The organism is Evansella cellulosilytica DSM 2522, assembly GCF_000177235.2.
GTDB classification, from domain to species: domain Bacteria; phylum Bacillota; class Bacilli; order Bacillales; family Salisediminibacteriaceae; genus Evansella; species Evansella cellulosilytica.
The window spans coordinates 4649440-4670569 of the sequence record NC_014829.1; the positions used below are offsets into that span (position 1 = coordinate 4649440).

18 protein-coding genes and 5 tRNA genes are annotated in these 21130 nt (G+C 35.2%); 1 reads left to right on the forward strand and 22 read right to left on the reverse strand.

From position 1 onward, the window contains the following. The 21 genes from BCELL_RS21215 to BCELL_RS21315 all read right to left on the reverse strand — a co-directional run bounded on the left by BCELL_RS21215 (position 1) and on the right by BCELL_RS21315 (position 19320). A complete protein-coding gene (locus BCELL_RS21215) occupies positions 1–768 on the reverse strand; it encodes a two-component system regulatory protein YycI (RefSeq protein WP_013490856.1) in 768 nt (255 codons plus the stop codon). Beyond that, complete coding sequence (locus tag BCELL_RS21220) at positions 755–2128, reverse strand: YycH family regulatory protein (RefSeq protein WP_013490857.1); 1374 nt, start codon at positions 2126–2128, stop codon at positions 755–757. The genes BCELL_RS21215 and BCELL_RS21220 overlap by 14 nt, the downstream gene beginning before the upstream one ends. After that, entirely contained in the window at positions 2121–3947 is a 1827-nt protein-coding gene (walK, locus tag BCELL_RS21225; RefSeq protein WP_013490858.1) for a cell wall metabolism sensor histidine kinase WalK, read from the reverse strand. The genes BCELL_RS21220 and walK overlap by 8 nt, the downstream gene beginning before the upstream one ends. Before the next feature lies 1 nt (position 3948). Continuing rightward, positions 3949–4656 (reverse strand): response regulator YycF, encoded by a 708-nt coding sequence (yycF, locus tag BCELL_RS21230; protein WP_013490859.1) that lies wholly within the window; start codon positions 4654–4656, stop codon positions 3949–3951. Positions 4657–4821: 165 nt separating this feature from the next. Further along, the gene (locus tag BCELL_RS21235) at positions 4822–6276 is read right to left on the reverse strand and encodes a peptidoglycan DD-metalloendopeptidase family protein (protein ID WP_013490860.1); all 1455 of its coding nucleotides are present in this window, start codon (positions 6274–6276) and stop codon (positions 4822–4824) included. A 448-nt stretch (positions 6277–6724) separates the two neighbouring features. Beyond that, a tRNA-Thr gene (locus tag BCELL_RS21240) sits at positions 6725–6800 on the reverse strand. 15 nt (positions 6801–6815) lie between these two features. Then, positions 6816–6891 (reverse strand) — tRNA-Phe (locus BCELL_RS21245). Between the two features lie 39 nt (positions 6892–6930). After that, positions 6931–7006 (reverse strand) — tRNA-Asp (locus BCELL_RS21250). A gap of 116 nt (positions 7007–7122) precedes the next feature. Further along, a tRNA-Met gene (locus BCELL_RS21255) sits at positions 7123–7199 on the reverse strand. A gap of 105 nt (positions 7200–7304) precedes the next feature. Further along, positions 7305–7379: transfer RNA gene (locus BCELL_RS21260), tRNA-Glu, on the reverse strand. A 322-nt stretch (positions 7380–7701) separates the two neighbouring features. After that, positions 7702–8988, reverse strand: coding sequence for an adenylosuccinate synthase (locus tag BCELL_RS21265; RefSeq protein WP_013490861.1), 1287 nt, complete (start codon positions 8986–8988; stop codon positions 7702–7704). 352 nt (positions 8989–9340) lie between these two features. Then, entirely contained in the window at positions 9341–10705 is a 1365-nt protein-coding gene (gene dnaB / locus BCELL_RS21270; protein WP_013490862.1) for a replicative DNA helicase, read from the reverse strand. A 68-nt stretch (positions 10706–10773) separates the two neighbouring features. Beyond that, complete coding sequence (gene rplI, locus BCELL_RS21275) at positions 10774–11217, reverse strand: 50S ribosomal protein L9 (RefSeq protein ID WP_013490863.1); 444 nt, start codon at positions 11215–11217, stop codon at positions 10774–10776. Next, a complete protein-coding gene (locus BCELL_RS21280; RefSeq protein ID WP_013490864.1) occupies positions 11214–13181 on the reverse strand; it encodes a DHH family phosphoesterase in 1968 nt (655 codons plus the stop codon). Before BCELL_RS21280 ends, rplI begins: the two co-directional genes overlap by 4 nt. Before the next feature lie 12 nt (positions 13182–13193). Then, positions 13194–14126: a YybS family protein gene (locus BCELL_RS21285; protein WP_013490865.1), complete on the reverse strand. Its 933-nt coding sequence runs from the start codon at positions 14124–14126 to the stop codon at positions 13194–13196. 639 nt (positions 14127–14765) lie between these two features. Continuing rightward, complete coding sequence (rpsR, locus tag BCELL_RS21290; RefSeq protein WP_013490866.1) at positions 14766–14993, reverse strand: 30S ribosomal protein S18; 228 nt, start codon at positions 14991–14993, stop codon at positions 14766–14768. A gap of 50 nt (positions 14994–15043) precedes the next feature. Continuing rightward, on the reverse strand, positions 15044–15556 hold the full coding sequence (ssb, locus tag BCELL_RS21295) for a single-stranded DNA-binding protein (RefSeq protein ID WP_013490867.1): 513 nt from the start codon (positions 15554–15556) through the stop codon (positions 15044–15046). A 50-nt stretch (positions 15557–15606) separates the two neighbouring features. Next, positions 15607–15897 carry a 30S ribosomal protein S6 gene (gene rpsF / locus BCELL_RS21300; protein ID WP_013490868.1) on the reverse strand — a complete coding sequence of 97 codons (291 nt, stop codon included), beginning with the start codon at positions 15895–15897 and terminating at the stop codon, positions 15607–15609. 289 nt (positions 15898–16186) lie between these two features. Next, a complete protein-coding gene (gene ychF / locus BCELL_RS21305; protein ID WP_013490869.1) occupies positions 16187–17287 on the reverse strand; it encodes a redox-regulated ATPase YchF in 1101 nt (366 codons plus the stop codon). Between the two features lie 725 nt (positions 17288–18012). Next, the gene (locus BCELL_RS21310; protein WP_013490870.1) at positions 18013–18210 is read right to left on the reverse strand and encodes a DUF951 domain-containing protein; all 198 of its coding nucleotides are present in this window, start codon (positions 18208–18210) and stop codon (positions 18013–18015) included. Positions 18211–18291: 81 nt separating this feature from the next. Next, on the reverse strand, positions 18292–19320 hold the full coding sequence (locus BCELL_RS21315; RefSeq protein ID WP_013490871.1) for a YkvI family membrane protein: 1029 nt from the start codon (positions 19318–19320) through the stop codon (positions 18292–18294). An 89-nt stretch (positions 19321–19409) separates the two neighbouring features. Here BCELL_RS21315 and yyaC point away from each other — a divergent pair, with 89 nt between their 5' ends. Then, positions 19410–20033 (forward strand): spore protease YyaC, encoded by a 624-nt coding sequence (yyaC, locus tag BCELL_RS21320; protein WP_013490872.1) that lies wholly within the window; start codon positions 19410–19412, stop codon positions 20031–20033. 244 nt (positions 20034–20277) lie between these two features. Here yyaC and BCELL_RS21325 read toward each other — a convergent pair whose 3' ends face one another. Further along, positions 20278–20979, reverse strand: coding sequence for a DUF554 domain-containing protein (locus BCELL_RS21325; RefSeq protein WP_013490873.1), 702 nt, complete (start codon positions 20977–20979; stop codon positions 20278–20280). Between the last annotated feature and the right edge of the window lie 151 nt (positions 20980–21130).

Below are 21130 nucleotides of genomic sequence, written 5' to 3' on the forward strand. Positions count from 1 at the left end.
CTATTGTGATGTTATTGATCCATCAATGGCATCTACTAATTGAAAGGTATCATTTACCTCTACTTTCCACATTGGTGTATACACTTGATTTTGTCCTATTGAAGGAAGCAAACTATAGTAGCCCAACTCAACATAATCAATGACCGTATCTCTCGGTATCTTCCCTTCAATATATAAACGTTCAATCGCTTCAAGCGGTAATAGTATTTCTTGTTGTCTTTCACCTTCTGAAATAACCCAATACTCCTGTTGATATGACTGAATTTCAAAATCGTCATTCATAAATAACTTTATATGTGATTCTTGCTCTTGATTACTAATTGGGTTTCCTTCGTACAGCTGTTGTAGATGAATCACATTATCTTCCTCATCAAACCGGTGAAATCGGTACTGCTCTCCTCTATACACATATTCCTGAAGAAACGTTTCCACTCCAAGTTCTATAGTATCTCTATTTAATGGATATGGGGAAACGAGCTGTGACGAAAGCATTTGTCCAAAAATTTCAATATCCTGAATCTGCCGATCAAAGTGTAATGTCTCTTCATTGAATGATTGTAGCGAGCCAAGAATTGGAGAACCAGTAATTGGCTCCTCTGGATTTGATACATTAATTTCAATATTTTCCTGCAAAAGCTCCTGCATGGACTCATGGAGTAATTCACTAAAATGACTGTGTTGCTGCTTTTCCATTAATTGATATGCTAAAAATACATTTAAAAAAAGAAAGATGATAATGAATATTGTCTTCGTATTACTCCAATCCACTATCATCACTCTCCCTTGCTTGGCTTCTAGACTGTGCTTGTTCACTCGTATCAATTCTTCTCCAGCTACTTGAACCCCTTTCCTTTACAAACCAGGATGGTTCAAAAAACACATACGTTGCAATTCTCATGTAGTAGCCAATTCTTGCATCTTCAATATTACTCGTTTCTAAAATTTCCTTTTGCTCAATAATCGAAATGAGATCATCATATGACGGCAAGGTCACTGTATCGTAATGGCCATCAAATAAGTCTTCATTTTCAAAATGAAATAACGGACGGACGTATTCTGAGATTTGACTACCTTGTCTTGTAATATTAAATGTTAGAATATCTTGATTCGAAAAATTTGTTGATAAAGTTGGCAATCCTTTTACATGTAACCGATATGTGACTCGGTCATTAATTAATGAATCTCTCCATTGATCTAATTGATAATTTCCTGTCCATCCAGCATGACCATTAATGAAATCAATACTAGCATCTACAATCGATCGCTCTCCAGCACCTGGCTGCAAGCTTTGTGACGTTTGTCCATATTTGAGAAGATAGCCATCGTTTTCAACACTCATCATCCGAATACCATCTGCAAATACTTCGTCATTTCCTAGGGAATATTGTTTAACAAACTCAGGATCATTAAATAAACCATTCTTAAAAGCTTCTATAGACAGCTCCGTAGCAGTATAGAAATACTTATTTGCTTCTACTTCTTCTACTGGCATATAGTTGACTGTGTAAAGCCCACCTGCACTTCCTAGTAACGACCTTTCTTCCACTAACGTCTTATGTGTATCCTCATACTGTTCATACAGCGAAATGAGGCTAGTAGCTGATAAGTTCGTATTCGCCTGATATAATACATCCTCTGAAGTTGACATAAAACGCACAGATACTTCAGTCTCCGACGATTGTTCATTAATAAAAATAATGATTCTATCTAATCCTTCCATCGGGAATGGCTCTTCCTGGTCCATTTCAAAAAAACGATGGATCCATTCTCCTTTTATTTCGTGTGAAAAAAGGAGTTCTATTCCTTGAACATCGTTGATAGTTCTAGCAAAGGAATTTGATCCCCTTCGTATCTCTTGAATGTTTACTTGCTTTAATTCTTCCATTAAAAGGAGATAATGGTTATTTGTCGGTTGTATCCAAAAGCTATTATCCTCTTCATGCGTAATCACTTGTTTCGGTTGAATTAATTCCTCTAATGACCGTTCTTCACCAATTTGCTCACTCTCATAATACTCTGTTTCATTAATGAAATTATAGTCATGTTGGTAAGTCCATATTTGCCAAGTGAATAGAACACTAGTAATAATGAGAACCCATAAAATGAACGTCTTTATGTTTTCAATCATTTACATTCACCGCCTCGTCAAATGGGAGACTAAATGAAATCGTTGTACCTCTTCCCCAATCACTACTTACCCAAATAGATCCTCCGTGAGCATGTACAATCTCTTTTGCTATTGCTAGCCCTAGACCGGTTCCCCCTAAATTCCTAGAACGCGCTTTATCGACACGGTAAAATCTATCAAACACATAAGGAATATTTTCCTTAGGAATACCAACACCTTCATCCTTAATGCTAACGATAACGTTATCCTTCGCTATCTTTAAAGAGCAAAGAATCGTTCCACCTTCTGGTGAATATTTAACGGCATTTGATAGAATGTTATCTAGTAGCTGTGTCAATTTATCTCGATCACCAAAAACGATAATATCCGTATTCACTGTTAATCTTCTTTTGAAGGATATGGATTCATTTTTTGTCGCCATTTCAAAGCGTTCAATAATTTGATCCATAAATTGTGGTAAATTAATTTCTACGACATTCATACTATAATCTTTACTATCCATTTTTGAGAGCTGCAGCAAATCATTAACAAGTCGAATCATTCTCTCTGTCTCTGTTTGTGTAACGTGAATAAACCTCGGTGCAACTTCCGAATCGTTTATTGCTCCATCTGCTAAAGCTTCCAAATAGCTTTTCATCGACGTTAATGGCGTTCTTAATTCGTGAGAAACATTTGCAACAAATTCTCTTCTTTCCTCTTCGATACGTTCTTGTTCTGTCACATCATGTAGAACGGCAATTAACCCATTTTGTGCCCCTGCTTCTTTTTCAATGACTGAAAAGTGTGCTTCTAATATGACTTCCTCTTCATCTGAATCAAAATCTAAAAGAATCGGATCCTTAAATGTATAAAGATCATCTAATGTAAGAAATTTATCTAAGTTTAATATTTTTGTAATTTCAATTCCTAGTACGTCATCTTGCATATGGCCTAAAAGCTGCTCTGCACGTTTATTCATTAAAATTACTTTCCCTAATCTATCAGTAGCTATTACACCATCTGTCATATGCGTTAAAACAGATGATAATTTTCTTTTCTCGCCTTCAGTCGTTTCATTTGCTTCCTGTAGCTTTTTAGTTAATACATTAAAAGCCGAAGCTAACTGACCAATCTCATCATCACCATAAACCTTTACTTTTCGTGTGAAATCTCCTTGTCCCATAACTACTGCCTGTTTTTTCATATCAACAATAGGACGTGTAATCGTCTGTGCTAACAATACGCCAAGAATCGCAGTAATAGCTAGCGCCATAATCGTACCGGTCATCAAAATTTGGTTAATTTGTTGCATTTGGTCATAAATTTCTTGCATAGATGCTTCAATATATATCGCACCTACTACTTCATCGTCTAAAATGACCGGGACTGCAATAACACCAACTGGACCTGTTGTTGGGTCTGTCATCGTAATAGGCTGAGACATTCCAGTACCGATGAGTGCTCTTTTTATATATACGTTTGTCGTTCGTTGACCTAAAATTGGTTGTTGGCGTGGGTTAGATACGCCTATAATCGTATTATTTTTATCAATAATTTGTACAAGGGTTGTATCCCTATCAAAGAGGTCTCTTAACAAACTATTTATTCTCGTATTAAAGTTCCGCTCCTCATCTTCTTCATCACGGCTTATTTCTTGTGCGACGTTGTAAGAAAGTAAATTTACTCTTTCTGTCAGTGATTCATTAAAATTAGATTGTAAATATTCATCTAATTTACCTGTGAAATATACACCTATTACTTGCATCGCAATAAGAATTAAGAGAACGTAAATAATAACGATTTTTACATGAATGGATTTATAAAATCGAATTTTATTCATGCTAGTTCTCCTGGTCAGCATTCCTTAAGTAGTAACCTACTCCTCTACGCGTTATGATCCACGTTGGGTTACTCGGGTCATCTTCTACTTTTTCTCGTAGTCTTCGTACAGTAACATCGACTGTTCGAACATCCCCAAAGTAATCATACCCCCATACAGCCTGTAGCAGGTGCTCTCTCGTCATCACTTGTCCAATATGCTTCGCTAAATAATAGACTAACTCAAACTCTCTATGCGTTAATTCGATTGGCTCACCACGCTTGGATACTAAATAAGCATCTGGCTGGATCAATAATGCTCCGATTTGAATGTTTTTCTTTTCTGTATCTGGTTCTTTAGATTTTTGATTTCTTCTTAAATTAGCCTTTACTCTCGCCACTAATTCACGAGTACTAAAAGGTTTTGTCACATAATCATCTGCCCCTAGCTCTAGCCCTAATACTTTGTCTATCTCCGAGTCTTTTGCCGTTAGCATAATAATAGGCATATCAAACTTTTTACGTACTTCCCTACATACTTCCATACCATCTTGATATGGGAGCATAATATCTAATAAAATGAGGTCTGGTTCATGTTTGTTCGTCATCTCTATCGCTTCATTACCATCGTACGCACATATAACCTCATAACCATCCTTTTCTAATCCGAACTTTAAAATATCTGCAATAGGTTGTTCATCGTCAACAACGAGAATTTTTTGCTTGTCCACTGTTATACCAGCTCCTATAGTAAAGTTACAGCTTTCTTTCATTCATGTTCTTATTCTATCATATAACGCCCTTAGTATCGTTACGTCTCCTGATAGTATTTTACCAAAAAATGAAGGTGTCTCAAAAGGATTGTTATATCCAATTGAGACACCTGATTATAATTCTTATCGATTTAAATAATCCATAGGATTTTTAAGTTGTCCGTTTACGTATACCTCAAAGTGTAAATGCACACCAGTAGAGTTCCCAGTAGAGCCCATTATACCAATTTTTTGTCCTTGTCCTACAGTTTGTCCAACACTTACATCTATACTATCTAAGTGAGCATACATTGTTTCCATTCCGTTATTATGATTGATTCTAATCGTATTTCCATAACCATTTTCCCAGCCAGCAGATTTAATTGTACCATTATCAGCAGCTAAAATATTTCGGTTAGTTGGTCTAGCGATATCAATCCCGCGGTGGAATCTTCCCCACCTAGTTCCCATATAGCTAGAGATATAACCACCTACAGCAGGCCAAGATAACTGTCCTGAACCCCTAGATGGAGAAGTTTTTGTTCCTCTTAATACAATTTTATTTTGTGCTTCTTTAATAACATCTTCGTTTATGACATCTTTATTGACTGCTCGTCCATTTTCATATGTGATCGCATACTCAATAACTTTTTCACCATCTTCACCCTCTTGGGTTACTTTCGTATCACCTTGCCACATATCACTGTCATCTTTTGTCTCAGTTTCATATTTAATTGTTTCATTATTTTTCTCTACTTTTTCGACGATTACTGTCGTTAAAGGCTTCAAAACCGTTACATTTATTTCATCATCGATTTGTAACAGCGTATCTTCTGTAATATCTGGGTTAATATCCATTAGGTCATTAATAGATAAATCATGTTTTTCTGCAATCGTTCCTAGCACGTCACCAGCTTGTACAGTATACGTTTCTTCTTCTAATGTACCTTTTTGAATTTTCTTTAAAACTTGATTCATCTCTAAAATATCATCTGGGTGAGCACTTGATTTTTTCCAATCAATTTCATCAGAAATATATGCATTAACGATTACTGAATCACCAATTTCAAGAGCATCTAAACGCTCATCAATATCTTCTTCACTTAGACTATTAAGCTCCTCTTCACTGATGTACTCTAACATTAACGCATTTTCTAAAGCCTCAATATCTTCATTTCTATCAACATGACCTATTACATTATCACCAATAGTGATTTCATATGTATTAGCATAAACCTCTAGCATGTCTTGAAAATATGAAAGTGTTTGTTCATTGTCTGCATTATGATAGAAAACTAATTCCGGTATAAAAGTGAGTGAGTCATCTAGTGTAAAATGAAAGTCGTCAAACTCTGCCGCTAATTCTCCAATGACTGTTTCTTTATATTTCTCAATTACCTCTGGATCATCAACAACTCCTAACCATTCATCTCCATAAAAAACATGGTAAATAGTTTGAATCGAAGAGTCTAAATTTTCCTCACTTGCTTTCACTTGATTCGAGAATAAAAGTAATACTATAAATAAACTTATTGATATAAGCATAAATACTTTTCTAAGCGAGTACTGATACTTTATGGGTGACGGTATTGAAACCATTTTTCTCCCCCTAAATGAATTTAATGTAAGCATTGATATTTTATCATATTATGATAGATTGTGGCATAATTCTGGAAAACGTAAAAAAATTGTATTATTAATGTTACAAGTTTTAAAACAAGTTTTACTGTTTCTGAAATAGTAAATAGTAAAAATGTCAGTAAAGCTTGATCTCATGCGTATTTGAAATTATATTTTACGATTTGATTCGTAACAAGAAAACATGATAAGCATTATCGTTTTTTGTAATAATATAGTAACAAAACAAGAAAAAATTTACATATCAAACACATGCTATATAGAAATAAAACTAAAAAGATAGTTTATAGTGATTATACGAACAGTTCAGCCTTGAAACTTTATCGTTATAAATCAAATTTAAACACAAAAAAACATTTTAACAATACAGAGTTAAGTATCATTAAAATGTACCATATACTATATAAAATGGTGCTGGCCAGAGGACTTGAACCCCCAACCTACTGATTACAAGTCAGTTGCTCTACCAATTGAGCTAGGCCAGCAAATAACTATATCAATGGTGGCTCGGGACGGAATCGAACCGCCGACACATGGATTTTCAGTCCATTGCTCTACCGACTGAGCTACCGAGCCATTAAACTACTAAAACTTGTCCTAATCAACAAAAAAAAATGGCGGTCCCGACGGGAATCGAACCCGCGATCTCCTGCGTGACAGGCAGGCATGTTAACCGCTACACCACGGGACCTCAAGTATTTTTTTAAAACAAAGTGTCTCATCTTTATGTATTATTTTGCTCCTGTGGTGAAAAAGCGCCTCGGCACAAAAAGTATAATGAAGATATTTCGATGAGGTTTTAAAATTTGGTTGCGGGGGGCGGATTTGAACCACCGACCTTCGGGTTATGAGCCCGACGAGCTACCAGACTGCTCCACCCCGCGACGTTATAAACTTTACCTATGTTGTTGTGTTATCTCTTCCCCAACATAACTTAGTATGTGAAGCGACAAGATTAATTATACCAATTTTATTTCAGTTTGTAAAGTTGGTGACCCGTACGGGATTCGAACCCGTGTTACCGCCGTGAAAGGGCGGTGTCTTAACCACTTGACCAACGGGCCAAACTGTAATGACTTATTTCAGCGACAAGATATATCTTACCACCTTTAAAATAATAATGCAATAGCTATTTCAAAATATTTTTTTATTGCTATCTAACCACCACCCTGTGGGATCTTCAGCTCACAACCTGTCCCTTCCTCTACATGCAACGCTCTGGAGTTGTATCCGTCGAGACAACTCGAAGCTTAATCGTGATGTAACGCTCGTCGCAGGCGTCTCGCACCTTTTGTGAAAATCAACATTAGCCTTTAACAGAGCCTTTTTTTAAAAAGGGGATTCAAAAAGTTTTGAGTCCCCCTCCTTATACTTTCATGTTTTATATTATCCGAAAACGCCTCTAATTAAATTCGTTTGATTTCTATCTGGACCAACTGAAAATACTGTTAAAGGAATTCCTGTTAACTGAGACACTCGCTCAATATAGTATAAAGCATTTTTTGGTAAATCGTGTAGCGATTTTACGCCAGTAATATCCTCATCCCAACCAGGAAGCTCTTCATATACAGGTTCACATTCTGCAAGAACCTTTAAACTTGCTGGGAACTCTTCTATTACCTCGCCTTTATACTTATACGCGACACATATTTTTAACGTTTCAATACCAGTTAAAACATCAATGGAGTTTAGAGATAAATCAGTGATTCCACTCACACGTCTTGCATGACGAACAACAACACTGTCAAACCATCCAACTCTTCTAGGACGACCAGTAGTTGTTCCATACTCATTTCCTACTTCACGAATTCTATCACCAATTTCGTTGTTTAGCTCTGTAGGGAATGGGCCGTCTCCAACACGAGTAGTATATGCCTTTGAGACACCGACAACATGATTAATCCTTGATGGACCTACACCAGAACCGATAGTAACTCCACCAGCAATTGGATTAGATGATGTGACAAACGGGTATGTTCCTTGGTCAATATCAAGCATTACCCCTTGTGCGCCTTCAAATAACACACGTTTCCCTGCATCAATAGCATCGTTTAGTACTACAGAAGTATCTGTTACATATTTTGCAAATTGTTGACCATATTCGTAGTACTCATCTAAAATATCCTCTATTTTAAACCCTTCAACTTCATAAAACTTTTCAAACATACGGTTTTTCTCTTTTAAATTATAAGCTAGCTTCTCTTCAAAAACTTCTTTATCAAGAAGGTCGGCAATACGTATACCCACTCGAGCAGCCTTATCCATATAAGCTGGTCCAATCCCTTTACGAGTTGTACCAATTTTATTTGCACCTTTACTATCCTCTTCAACAGCATCAAGCTTAAGATGATAAGGTAATATAACGTGTGCACGATTACTAATTCTTAAGTTACTTGTATCCACTTCGTGATCGTGTAAATATTTCAGCTCTTCTACTAGCGCTTTAGGATCTATTACCATTCCATTTCCGATTACACAAGTTTTATCACCATTAAAAATCCCAGATGGAATTAAATGCAGCTTATATTTTTTTCCGTTAAACACAATTGTGTGACCTGCATTATTACCACCTTGATACCTTGCTACTAATTCCGCTTGCTCTGATAAAAAATCAGTAATTTTTCCTTTTCCTTCGTCTCCCCATTGTGTACCAACGACAACAACAGATGGCATATGAGCACCTCCAAATGATTGTAGCTATACTTATAAAAATAATTTAAAAGATAGTAAAAAAATTTTAAAAGTTGAAAATCATACTTAGTATAACCAATAATTGTATGAACAATGAAAACCACAACTAGTTTATCAGTAAATTGTATAGATAGTCAATACAAATCCCGAACATTAAACTAATACACATTTATTTTGTTCGCCTTATGTATTATAATCAATAAAATTTCTTATTTTAACATAAGAAAGACTTAAAACTAGCTTTGTAGGCTAATTTTAAGTCTTTTCGTACATACAAGATGAAATATTGCCACGTGATTATGATCAGATTCCCTGTTATAAACCACCAATACCTTTAAGCTCCAGGTGGAATATCACTTTCGTCGTAACGTCTTTCTAAGTTAACGAATTTATTAAATTCTTTCACGAATGCTAACTCTACCGTACCTACAGGACCATTACGCTGTTTTGCAATAATGATTTCAATGATATCCTTCTTTTCACTTTCTTTATCATAATAATCATCTCGATAAAGGAAGGCTACGATATCAGCATCCTGCTCGATACTTCCTGACTCACGAATATCAGACATCATTGGTCTTTTATCTGTTCTTGATTCTACTCCACGAGAAAGCTGTGAGAGAGCAATAACAGGTACTTCAAGTTCACGGGCTAGTCCTTTCAGTGACCTTGAGATTTCCGAAACCTCTTGTTGCCTTCCTTCTCCGCTTCTTGCATCACCTTGGATTAACTGGAGATAATCAATCATGATCATTCCTAAACCACGTTCTTGCTTCAGTCGTCTACATTTTGCTCTTATTTCATTTACCTTTATACCTGGAGTATCATCAATATATATCCCGGCTTTTGATAAACTCCCCATAGCCATCGTTAGCTTCTGCCAATCCTCATCCTCTAGCTTTCCTGTACGTAACCTTTGTGCATCTATATTACCTTCAGCACAGAGCATACGCATTACTAGCTGGTCTGCACCCATCTCTAAACTGAATATCGCAACATTCTCATCTGTTTTTGTGGCTACGTTTTGGGTAATATTCAACGCAAAAGCAGTTTTACCAACAGATGGACGTGCCGCTACTATAATAAGATCATTTCTTTGAAATCCAGCAGTAATTCTATCTAACTCTGAAAACCCAGTAGGAATACCAGTAATCTCTCCAGCAGTATGTTGAAGCATCTCTATTTTGTCAAATGCTTCAACAAGAACATCTTTTATAGACACGAATGCGCCAGAGCTCTTTTTCTGTGAAACTTCTAGAATCGTTTTCTCTGCTTCATTTAAGATAGCATCTACATCTTCATCTGCTGCATATCCGTCAGATGCAATATCGGTTGCTACTCGAATTAACCTACGTAAAAGTGACTTCTCTTCTACCATCTGACTATAATAGTCTATATTTGCTGCTGTCGGTACAGCGTTAGCTAAATCACTTAAATATGATACACCACCGATTTCCTCAAGCCATTTCTTCGTTTGCAGCTCAGATGTTACTGTGATGAGATCCACTGGGTCTCCTCTTTGCGCAATAGTTAACATTACTGAGTAAATCCGTTGATGAGCAGCTCGATAGAAATCCTCTGGAACTAAACGTTCAGAAGCGGTGACAAGGGCTTGGTCATCAATGAAAATAGCCCCTAACACCGCTTGTTCTGCTTCCATATTTTGCGGTGGTGTGCGATCAGTAAATATATCACTCATGACATACTTCCCTCTTTTCCGCAATAGTGCAAATGATAATTACTTGTTGCTGCACTTCATTTTGTCATTTATTCTTCTGTTACATGAACTTTAACAGTTGCTGTTACTTTAGGATGGAGCTTTACTGGTACATTTGTATAACCTAATACACGAATCGGTTCATCCATTTCAATTTTTCTTTTATCCACTTTTATTTTCATTTTCTTTAATGTTTCTGCAATTTGCTTATTTGTAACAGCACCAAAAAGGCGACCATTTTCCCCAGCCTTCGCTTTTAAAGTAACAGTTAAACTTTCTAAATGCGCTTTTAACTCCTCAGCCTTTTGCAGTTCTTCTTCTGCTTGTTTTTGTTGGCTTTCTTGTTTTTTCTCTAATGTCTTCATATTGCCTTGATTTGCTTCAACAGCTAAGTTATTTTTTAATAAGTAATTTCGTGCATATCCTTCTGCAACGTTTTTTACTTCACCTTTTTTTCCTTTACCTTTAACATCCTTCAAAAAGATAACCTTCATGACGTCTCTCCCCCTTTAAAATAATCATCAATCTTATCTTTTAATAAACTCTCTACTTCATCAATATCTTTATCATCTATTTGAGTAGCAGCATTTGTTAAATGACCACCACCACTAAGTTTTTCCATAATTACTTGTACATTAATATCTCCTAGTGATCTAGCGCTAATGCTCACTCTTCCATCACTTAGTTTAGAAATAACGAATGAGGCTACAACATCATTCATAGTTAATAGTGTATCAGCTGCTTGTGCAATTGTTAACTGTCCATATGTTTCCTCTGGATTTCCTTTTGCAATTGCCATGCCTCCATTATAAATATAAGCATTTTCGATTAGCTTTGCTCTTTTTACATATTGTTCTATATCTTCTTTTAATAGCTTCTGAACGATCGTTGTATCTGCACCTTTACTTTTTAAATAAGAAGCAGCATCAAAAGTTCGAGATCCTGTTCTTATTGCAAAGCTTTTCGTATCAACTATAATACCAGATAATAGCGCCGTTGACTCAATCACATGCAATTTGGGATGATTTGGCTGGTATTCCAGCATCTCAGTCACTAATTCTGCAGTAGATGATGCATATGGCTCCATATAGACTAAAACAGCCTCTTTTATAAATTCTTCACCTCTTCGATGGTGGTCGATAACAATGATTCTGTCTACTTTTGTAAGTAGTCTCTTTTCAATGACTAATGATGGTTTATGCGTATCTACTACAATTAACATCGAATCTTGTGTTATTTCTTCTAGTGCCTCTTCAGGTGTAATAAATCGGCTCCAAAGGTTATTATGACTTTTTATTTCTAAAAGTAGCTTTTTAACGCTTTGATTCATATCTTCCGGATCAAGAACAATACTTGCTTCTTTACCATTCGCTTCCGCTATTTTCATCATCCCTATCGCAGAGCCAATCGAGTCTAAATCCGGGTTTTTATGCCCCATAATAATGATTTTATCACTTTCTACTATTAAATCTCTTATCGCATGAGATATGACTCTTGCTCTCACTCTCGTACGTTTTTCAACTGCATTAGATTTTCCACCGTAAAAACGAACCTTACCATTCGTCTGTTTAATAGTAACTTGATCTCCACCTCTACCAAGTGCTAAATCTAAACTTGACTGAGCAAGCTCTCCTAGCTCTCTTAACGGTGCCTTCCCACTTCCAATACCAATACTTAAAGTTAAGGAAACAGATTCCTTTGCAGTAACTTCTCGAACTTCATCTAATACTGTAAACCTATCCTCTTCTAACAATTCTAATGCCGCTTCGTTTAATATAGCAATGAAACGGTCTGAAGCTGTTCTTCTTAATAAAATGTCATATTGTTGAGCCCATTTGTTTAGTTCGTCAGTAACCTTTGATAGCAATTTGCTACGAAACTGATCATCTAATCCCGGAGTAACTTCATCATAATTATCTAAATAAATGAGAGCAATAACTGTTTTATCTCTTTCATATAGCTCTTTAATTTCTTCTTGCTGTGTAACGTTAAATAAATATAGTAGACGCTCATTAGCATCGTGAACTACTTTAAAATTATGTTCTTCAATAGAAACAGTGAATTCTCTATCTGTTTTTAATAGTTCTGGCAAAGTATTCGATAGTATGTTTAATGGCTCTCCAACACATTCCTGTTTTAAAAATTCTGTTACATATGGATTTACCCATTGAATTTTGTCGTTATCATTATAAAGAATGATTCCAAACGGAAGATTTGTAAAAGCCTCTTCCCCTGCCTTGTTTACTCTATACGATAAGGTCGATATATACTCTTTTAATTGATTTTCAAATTGTTTTTTCGCCCTATACATGAAGTAAAGCACAACAGTTAAACTACCAAAGGCAACTAAACCAAATTGCCAATGGAAGTATGTTAAAAATAATGAGATTATCACTGAAATTGTAAAGAGCGCGATAACATGGTATCCATGCCAGCGTTTTAATAAAAAATTCGGCATTGTTCACATCTCCTACTTCTGAGAGTTCAACCGCTTCCTTAATTCAAAACCTAAATCAATTATACCTATAATCCGCACAATGTATAATAGCATTGGCAATAGGAACAGTATTATCGTAATGATAATAGGTACAATCTTGTTTTTCTTCTTCATGTGAAAGAAAAAGAAGATGAATGCAAGCCCTTGAATCATCAATATTATATCTAATACAGGTGTTAAATTGGCGAGAACGATAAACATCGTTCTCCCTTCTTCTAAACCGATAAAAACAAAAATGTATGTTACTAAATAGTACCAAATGAAAACTTTAGGAAAGCTCCACTCCCTAAACGGTGGGAAAAGCGTTACTTGATATTTCTGCTTACGCATCCATAAAGAAGCTAACCATTGAACAATAAATGCATAAACGACACCTAAAATAATAATAATCGTTGGTGCAATATAACTTAAGTGGTCAATATACAAATTAATGCTATTTATTACTGCTTCATCATACTGTCCTAATACTTGAAGCATTTCTGCCGTTTGCTCCAGTGACTCTCTAAATAAATTTTGCAAAGCTTCTATTGGATTAATATTTAAGACTAAAATACTTCCAACATAATTAAAGATTAATGCTGAAATAAAAGCTAACGATCCTCCAAGAAAAACAGCAAATGCATGCTTCCCCTTTCTATATAACTCCCCTATTGTCACCCCACCAATCACAAAAGCAACTGTTATTGGAAGTGATAATGGAGTTATGAGAAAGAGTAAAAAGAATGAAAATAAAGCTAATAAGCCTCCTGCTCTTAATCCATGTTTATTAGTAAATAAAATAAACGGGATTGGAATTAAAAATAAAGTTATTAGACTAACAAAAGGAAGCCATATTGTTAAAAGAATTAAGATAATATATATAGCTAAACTTCTAGCCCCTTCCATGAGCATGTGAGACCGATTCATTTAATCATTCCCTCGTTTCCTATGTAAAATCAATATATCGCCATTAATTGTAGCATGAGTTAGTTCTTAAGAACAAAGGTTGTTTATCTATTCCCATTATACCCTTAATACGATTGAAGAATGGTACTTAAAATGTTTCATGTGGAACATTTTCAATTAGTGTATACTTTCAATTCTTAAGAATAAGAATTTATCATTGTAAAGGAAATATATTTTACAAATGAGTATACAGCAGATCTCTTCCTCTAAAAAATGGACTTAAGCTAGTAGATAATGGTTACATGAAGTTCATATCGATTCGATATTACTTATCGTAGACGGGAAGGGGAAAACTCTACGCTGTTAGGATATTAGATGTTAATCAGTGAAGTTAAAAGTAAATGTTGCCTAACTAGCATAGCTTAAGTAAGCATTCCTTGAGACAACTTTAACAATCGACGCAGAAGCTAGAACGTTTCCATGTAAATACTGATATACATTTATATGGTGAACAAAACTTCTAAATGTTGAACTACTTTTGATACTTTTCATTACATGTAATTTTATACTCACTTCTTTTTATTTAAACGTCCCGTACATTTGTATTTAATCTGTAAAAAAACACAGTAGCTCCGTCACTACTGTGTTTTTTGAACATTATTATTCAGTAACATAAGGCAATAATGCCATTGTACGAGAACGTTTAATCGCACGAGTTAATTGACGTTGATACTTTGCTGATGTACCAGTCACTCGGCGAGGTAAAATCTTTCCACGCTCTGAAATGAACTTCTTTAAAAGATCTGTATCTTTATAGTCGATGCTAGTAATTTTATTTACTGTAAAGTAACAAACTTTACGACGCTTTGGACGACCACGACGTGCCATGAATACCCCTCCTTCATTATTTTTTATTTATATAACAAGTGTCTTTTCATTTAAAATGGTAAATCATCATCATTAATATCTATCGGTTTACCGTCGTTTGCAAACGGATCATCGTTAGATGGTTTACCTTGGTTTCCTTGACTAAAACCTTGTCCGGGAGATTGACTAGGAGGTCCTTGATAACCACTTTGGCCTTGGTCAAAATTTCCACCAAACTGTTCACGGTTCCCACCAGAAGATGCATTTCTAGGCTCTAAAAACTGAACACTATCAGCAACAACTTCAGTTATAAATACACGGCGTCCTTCATTGTTATCATAGCTGCGCGTTTGAAGTCTACCGTCTACTCCAGCTAGGCTACCTTTTTTCAAATAATTAGCCACATTTTCTGCTGGTTTTCTCCATATAACACAGTTAATGAAATCTGCTTCTCGATTTCCTTGTTGATTGGAAAAAGGACGGTTTACCGCTAAAGTAAACGAAGCAACTGCAATACCGTTAGCTGTATACCTTAACTCTGGGTCTTTCGTTAAACGACCAACTAAAACAACACGGTTAATCATTGGATTCCCTCCCCGGAATACACTACTTCTAAATATCTATTTCTATCGGATTACTTTTCTTCTTCACGTACTACTAAATGACGTAAAACGTTGTCGTTGATTTTAATCAAACGATTGAACTCATCAATTGCAACAGTTGGAGCATTTACGTTTAATAAAACGTAAAAACCTTCTTTGAAGTCATTGATTTCGTAAGCTAAACGACGCTTACCTTTTTCCTCAACGTTTTCGACTTCTGCGCCATTATCCGTTAATACTTTATTGAAACGCTCAACAACTTCCTTTGTTGCAGCTTCCTCAAGATTCGGACGTACAATGTACATAATTTCGTATTTGCGCATGTGTGTCACCTCCTTTTGGTCTAAGGCTCCCCTTTCATGAGAGGAGCAAGGAGCAAAATATATCTGTATTGCTCGCAATTGAAAATTATATCAGATTATACAAGCATATACAAGAAAGTATTTGATTTTAAATAAATTTACCATTTTCTACAGCTTTATTATACTTTTTACAGAGCCTTACTGCACCTTCCGCTAATCAAATGAAAAATTAACATTAGTCAATACTTTTACTTACTAACTCTAATAAGAAAAACTTTAATCAGCTTTTACACTGATTAAAGTTTTTTTTTTACACATTAAATCTAAAGTGAATAACATCTCCATCTTGGACGATGTAATCCTTCCCTTCTAACCTTACTTTCCCATTTTCTTTTGCAACAGTCATTGATCCAGCCTCTATTAAATCATCAAAAGAAACGATTTCTGCACGAATAAATCCTCTCTCAAAATCTGTATGAATTACCCCTGCAGCCTGAGGTGCTTTCGTTCCTTTTTTTATTGTCCAGGCTCGGACTTCTTGTTTTCCAGCAGTAAAGTATGTTTCTAAACCTAATAATTGGTAAGCAGCTTTAATGAGTTGGTCTAAACCAGACTCTGCAATACCGAGTTCATTTAAGAACTCTTCTTTTTCTTCTCCATCAAGCTCTGCAATTTCAGATTCAATTTTTGCGCAAACAACTATTACTTCCGAACCTTCTTCAGCTGCAAATGCTTTTACCTTTTGGACATAAGGATTATCACTTACATCAAGTATTTCCTCTTCACTTACGTTAGCGACATAGAGGACTGGTTTCATCGTTAATAAATGTAGGCCTTTAGCAATTTTCTCCTGTTCAGTATTTAATTCCACACTTCTCGCTGGTTTTTCTTCCTCAAAAGCATTGCGAAGCTTGTCCAATACTTCAAATTCAGCCATTGATTGTTTATCTTTTTGTTTTGCTTGTTTTTCTACTTTTCCAATCCTTTTTTCAACTGTCTCTAAATCAGCAAGGATTAATTCAAGATTAATGACTTGGATGTCTCTTATAGGATCAACACTTCCTGAGACATGCGTAATGTTTTCATCATTAAAACAACGTACAACATGTGAAATAGCATCGACTTGGCGTATGTGAGATAAAAACTTATTCCCTAACCCTTCACCTTTACTGGCACCTTCCACAATACCGGCAATATCTGTAAATTCAAATGCTGTAGGTACTGTTTTTTTCGGTTCAACTAATTCTGTTAATTTATCTAACCGATAATCTGGTACCTCTACAATACCTACATTTGGATCAATTGTACAAAATGGATAATTTGCAGATTCTGCACCTGCCTGCGTAATTGCATTAAATAACGTTGATTTACCTACATTCGGTAACCCGACTATTCCAGTTGTTAAAGCCATTTTTTTGCTCCTTTATTAAAAATAATATTTTTATTGTTTAATATGTTTACATTTTACATTAACAAAGGCTCTTCTAGCATAGATTGTTGTTTTTAAGTATATTTATATGCTTGGCTGCCAATACAGGCGGAAGCTTTCCGCGGGCAAGGACACCTTTCGTTTCACCAAGCTGAAAAAAGCAACAAATTTTACGAAAACAGCCTAAACAAACAGTCATTCATCCTTAACAATTATAGGTTTTGTACTACAATTCCGCAAGTGTCTATACAGAAAGACTGAAAACAAGCTTCATCAAGCTCTTTTTAAGTCACTTCTTAGAAGAGTTGAAGAGATGCTGCCACATGCCTTTAAAGTAGTAGTGCTCTTCTCTCTACTACGCATGGCATCATTCTCACCAACAAGCTTTTTCTTTCAAAAAAAGAGACTTAATAGGTAACATCCCCCCTTTAAGTCTCTGATCATTATAAACTCATGCATCTTCTTTTATATAAAAATAAACGATTACTTTTAAATTAAATCTATAAGACCATACTGATTTCTTCCTTTCTCCATGCCAACACTTGCAAATGTAGTAGAAATAACATTCGACTACTTTGAAGCCAGTAACTCATGAATTAAAGTGGAAATCCATCTAAATAAACGAAATGAATAAACATACCTGTGATGTTATAGTTTGAAAAAATCTATACAATTAAACGAAGGATAGAGCACCTTTCAGTCGTGCTTTAATCGTCTTTTCTATTTAACACTCGTTTTACTTTCTTATTAAACTCTTTTCTAGGAAGCATGACACTATGATTACAACCACAGCACTTAATACGAATATCCATTCCCATTCGTATAATCTCCCATTTATTTTCTCCGCACGGGTGAGGTTTTTTCATTTCTACAACATCGTGTAATTCAAAGTTTGAATTTGACATACAAGCATACCTCCCTACTAAAAACTCATTTCTCAAAATTATACTATATGTAGGATAGTTTATGCTAACATCCTCTTCCTCTCAATTAACCGTATTATCGTCAAATTTATGGATTATTGGGTGTAATAGAATTGCTGCTAAAATATATAAGTTCAACACACCGTACAATGGATAAAGTATCGATATCAATTTTGCAAAGCCTATCGTTGTTAAAGGAACCATTAAAATGAGTAATAATAAGGCGATCAGCCAAAACCTCATTTTCAAATACTCATATAGTCTTGTACATAATCCAAGAATACCTGAAGCTGCTGTTGTAAATATTGCTGCCCATAATAAAACTGTCATCACGATAATCATAAAATAAGGATAGTTCTTTAAAATTGCAAATAACGGTATTTCATATAACATGACTTCATTAGCGACTTTGATTAGAGACTCATTATATAATAACGATACGGCCCCTAATAATAATGCACTTCCAAAGCTAGCAATGAGCATTTCTCCTTTTTGTTTAATTTTACTACCAATAGCCCCTATTACTGCAACTAGAGGTAATATATTTAATGCTGTAAAAGTAAAGGCTGATGGCCAATTATGCTGCTTGCCAAAATCCATCTCAACACTAAATCCTGTTGTGACTTGAAAGATTACCAATGTACCTACTAGGAAGGTAATTAATATTGGAATTATAAATGCATTCATCGATGTCATGCCGTTAATACCCCATATGAACAATAATACTAATAGACTACAAATGATAAATACTCCATACCAATATGGAATGTTTACAGCTTGTAATGTCGCTCCCCCACCAGCAATCATGATCATTGTAGTTGAAAATAAGTATAAAATAATCATCCCATCATAGATGCGAGTTATTCTTTTCCCCATTAACTCCGTTAATACAGGAATATAGTGTTCCGATTCTTTTTCATAGCTTATTTTCATAATGACATAGGTACATATGAAAAAGAGTATTGAAAACAAAACGATTGCAAATGTACTCTCTGTCCCAAAAAACTCCCATAGTTCTCTACCAGACGCATACCCTGCTCCTATTATTGTACCAATAATTAAAAACATCCACTTAAAACCAGATAGCCACATCTTTTTCCCCTCTTTTTCCTGTTTTGACGTATAGTTCTAAAAAAATATCCGTATACTGTTACTATTATTTTAGAAATGAGGGTTGTATGATGCTTTCTGGACAACTTTTTCCACAAAAGAAAAATAACTCATTTCGAGCCCATATGAAACAACCGATTGTCACTAGTGATATGGCCAAAAAAATCTACTCCTTGTTACCTAAAGATAACAATCAACAAATAATTATTGTTTGTATCGGAACAGATCGTTCAACTGGAGATAGTTTAGGTCCACTTGTTGGTACTAAACTGCTAGAAAGAGGCTGTAAAAGGTTCCCTGTTTTCGGCACGCTTGAAAAGCCAGTTCATGCAAAAAACTTGGAAGAGACATTATCTTCTATTCAATTAAACTATGATAATCCTTTTATCATTGGAATAGATGCATGCTTAGGAAGGCATTCAAGTGTTGGTTATATGACAGTATCTGAAGGACCTGTGAAGCCAGGTGCTGCTGTCAATAAGGTGCTACCTGACGTTGGGAATATTCATATTACTGGTATTGTTAATGTTAATGGGTTTATGGAAATGATGGTTTTACAAAATACGCGACTATCACTCGTCATGGATATGGCAGATATTATTTCAAGAGCGATATCTCGTGCTGCTAGATGGTTAGAAACGGAGCCTGAGTGGTTACGGAAGCTTAATATAGCCGCTATTGGAGATAAATACTGATTATATTTTTTAAAAATACTACATCATAGTTTTATTGTTGCGAACTTTACATTAATAAGACCAAATTATTCGAAGGAAGCGAATGTACTGAAGTTGAATTCAATTCCTTTACACAGCAAAAAAAAAGAAGGTGTTCAAGATAGATTCATATCCTTTTTGCACACCTTCCAACATATTTTCTGGCGATCTGAAGTGCTACAAACAGATTGCCCTATGTGAACATGAATAACAAAGTATACATAATTTAAAGCAATGTTGTAATGAAAACCCCAACGATTGCAACAGGTATTGCTGGTAATAAGTTTGCTACCCTTATTTTAGGAACACCTAATAAATTCAAACCAATTCCAAGTATCATAATACCACCTACTGCAGTCACTTCTTGAATGAAAGAGTTTAATATAGCTTCAGGAACCCATGCGTCAATAAAAGTCGCCGTTAATGCAATTGTTCCTTGATAAATCACGACTGGAATAGCTGAAAAAATGACCCCTATTCCCATTGTTGCAGCAAATACTATTGCAGAAAATCCATCAAGGACAGATTTTGTAAGTAGTACTGAATGGTCGTGTCTTAATCCACTATCTAATGCGCCTATAATGGCCATCGCCCCAACAACATAAAGGAGAGTTGCAGCAACAAAACCTTCTGCTATTTTGTCATCCTTCTTCTTTTTCATTTTCTTTTCTATTATTTCACCAACACGATTAAGTTTCCCTTCAATATTCCATGCCTCCCCTAATACTGCTCCAAAAGCAAGGCTTAAAATCGTAATTAAGAACTGTTCACCTTCTAGCGTCATTGATACACCTAAAATAATGACTGCTAGTCCAATCGCTTTCATCACTGTTTCCTGTAACCCTTTTGATAGTTTTTTGAAGTTGATTCCTATTAATGTCCCTACAATAATTGCTATTCCGTTAACGATTGTCCCAAACAAAACCATAAGTCACTTTCTCTCCTAACTGTAAGAAATTCTAACACATTATTGCTATTATAGTCTTTTCATTCTTTATTGTCATAAAGTGACTCTTTAAAGCCTAAATCAACAACAAAGCCTAACATAGCAATAAGAAAAGACTAAAAATGAGCTTGAA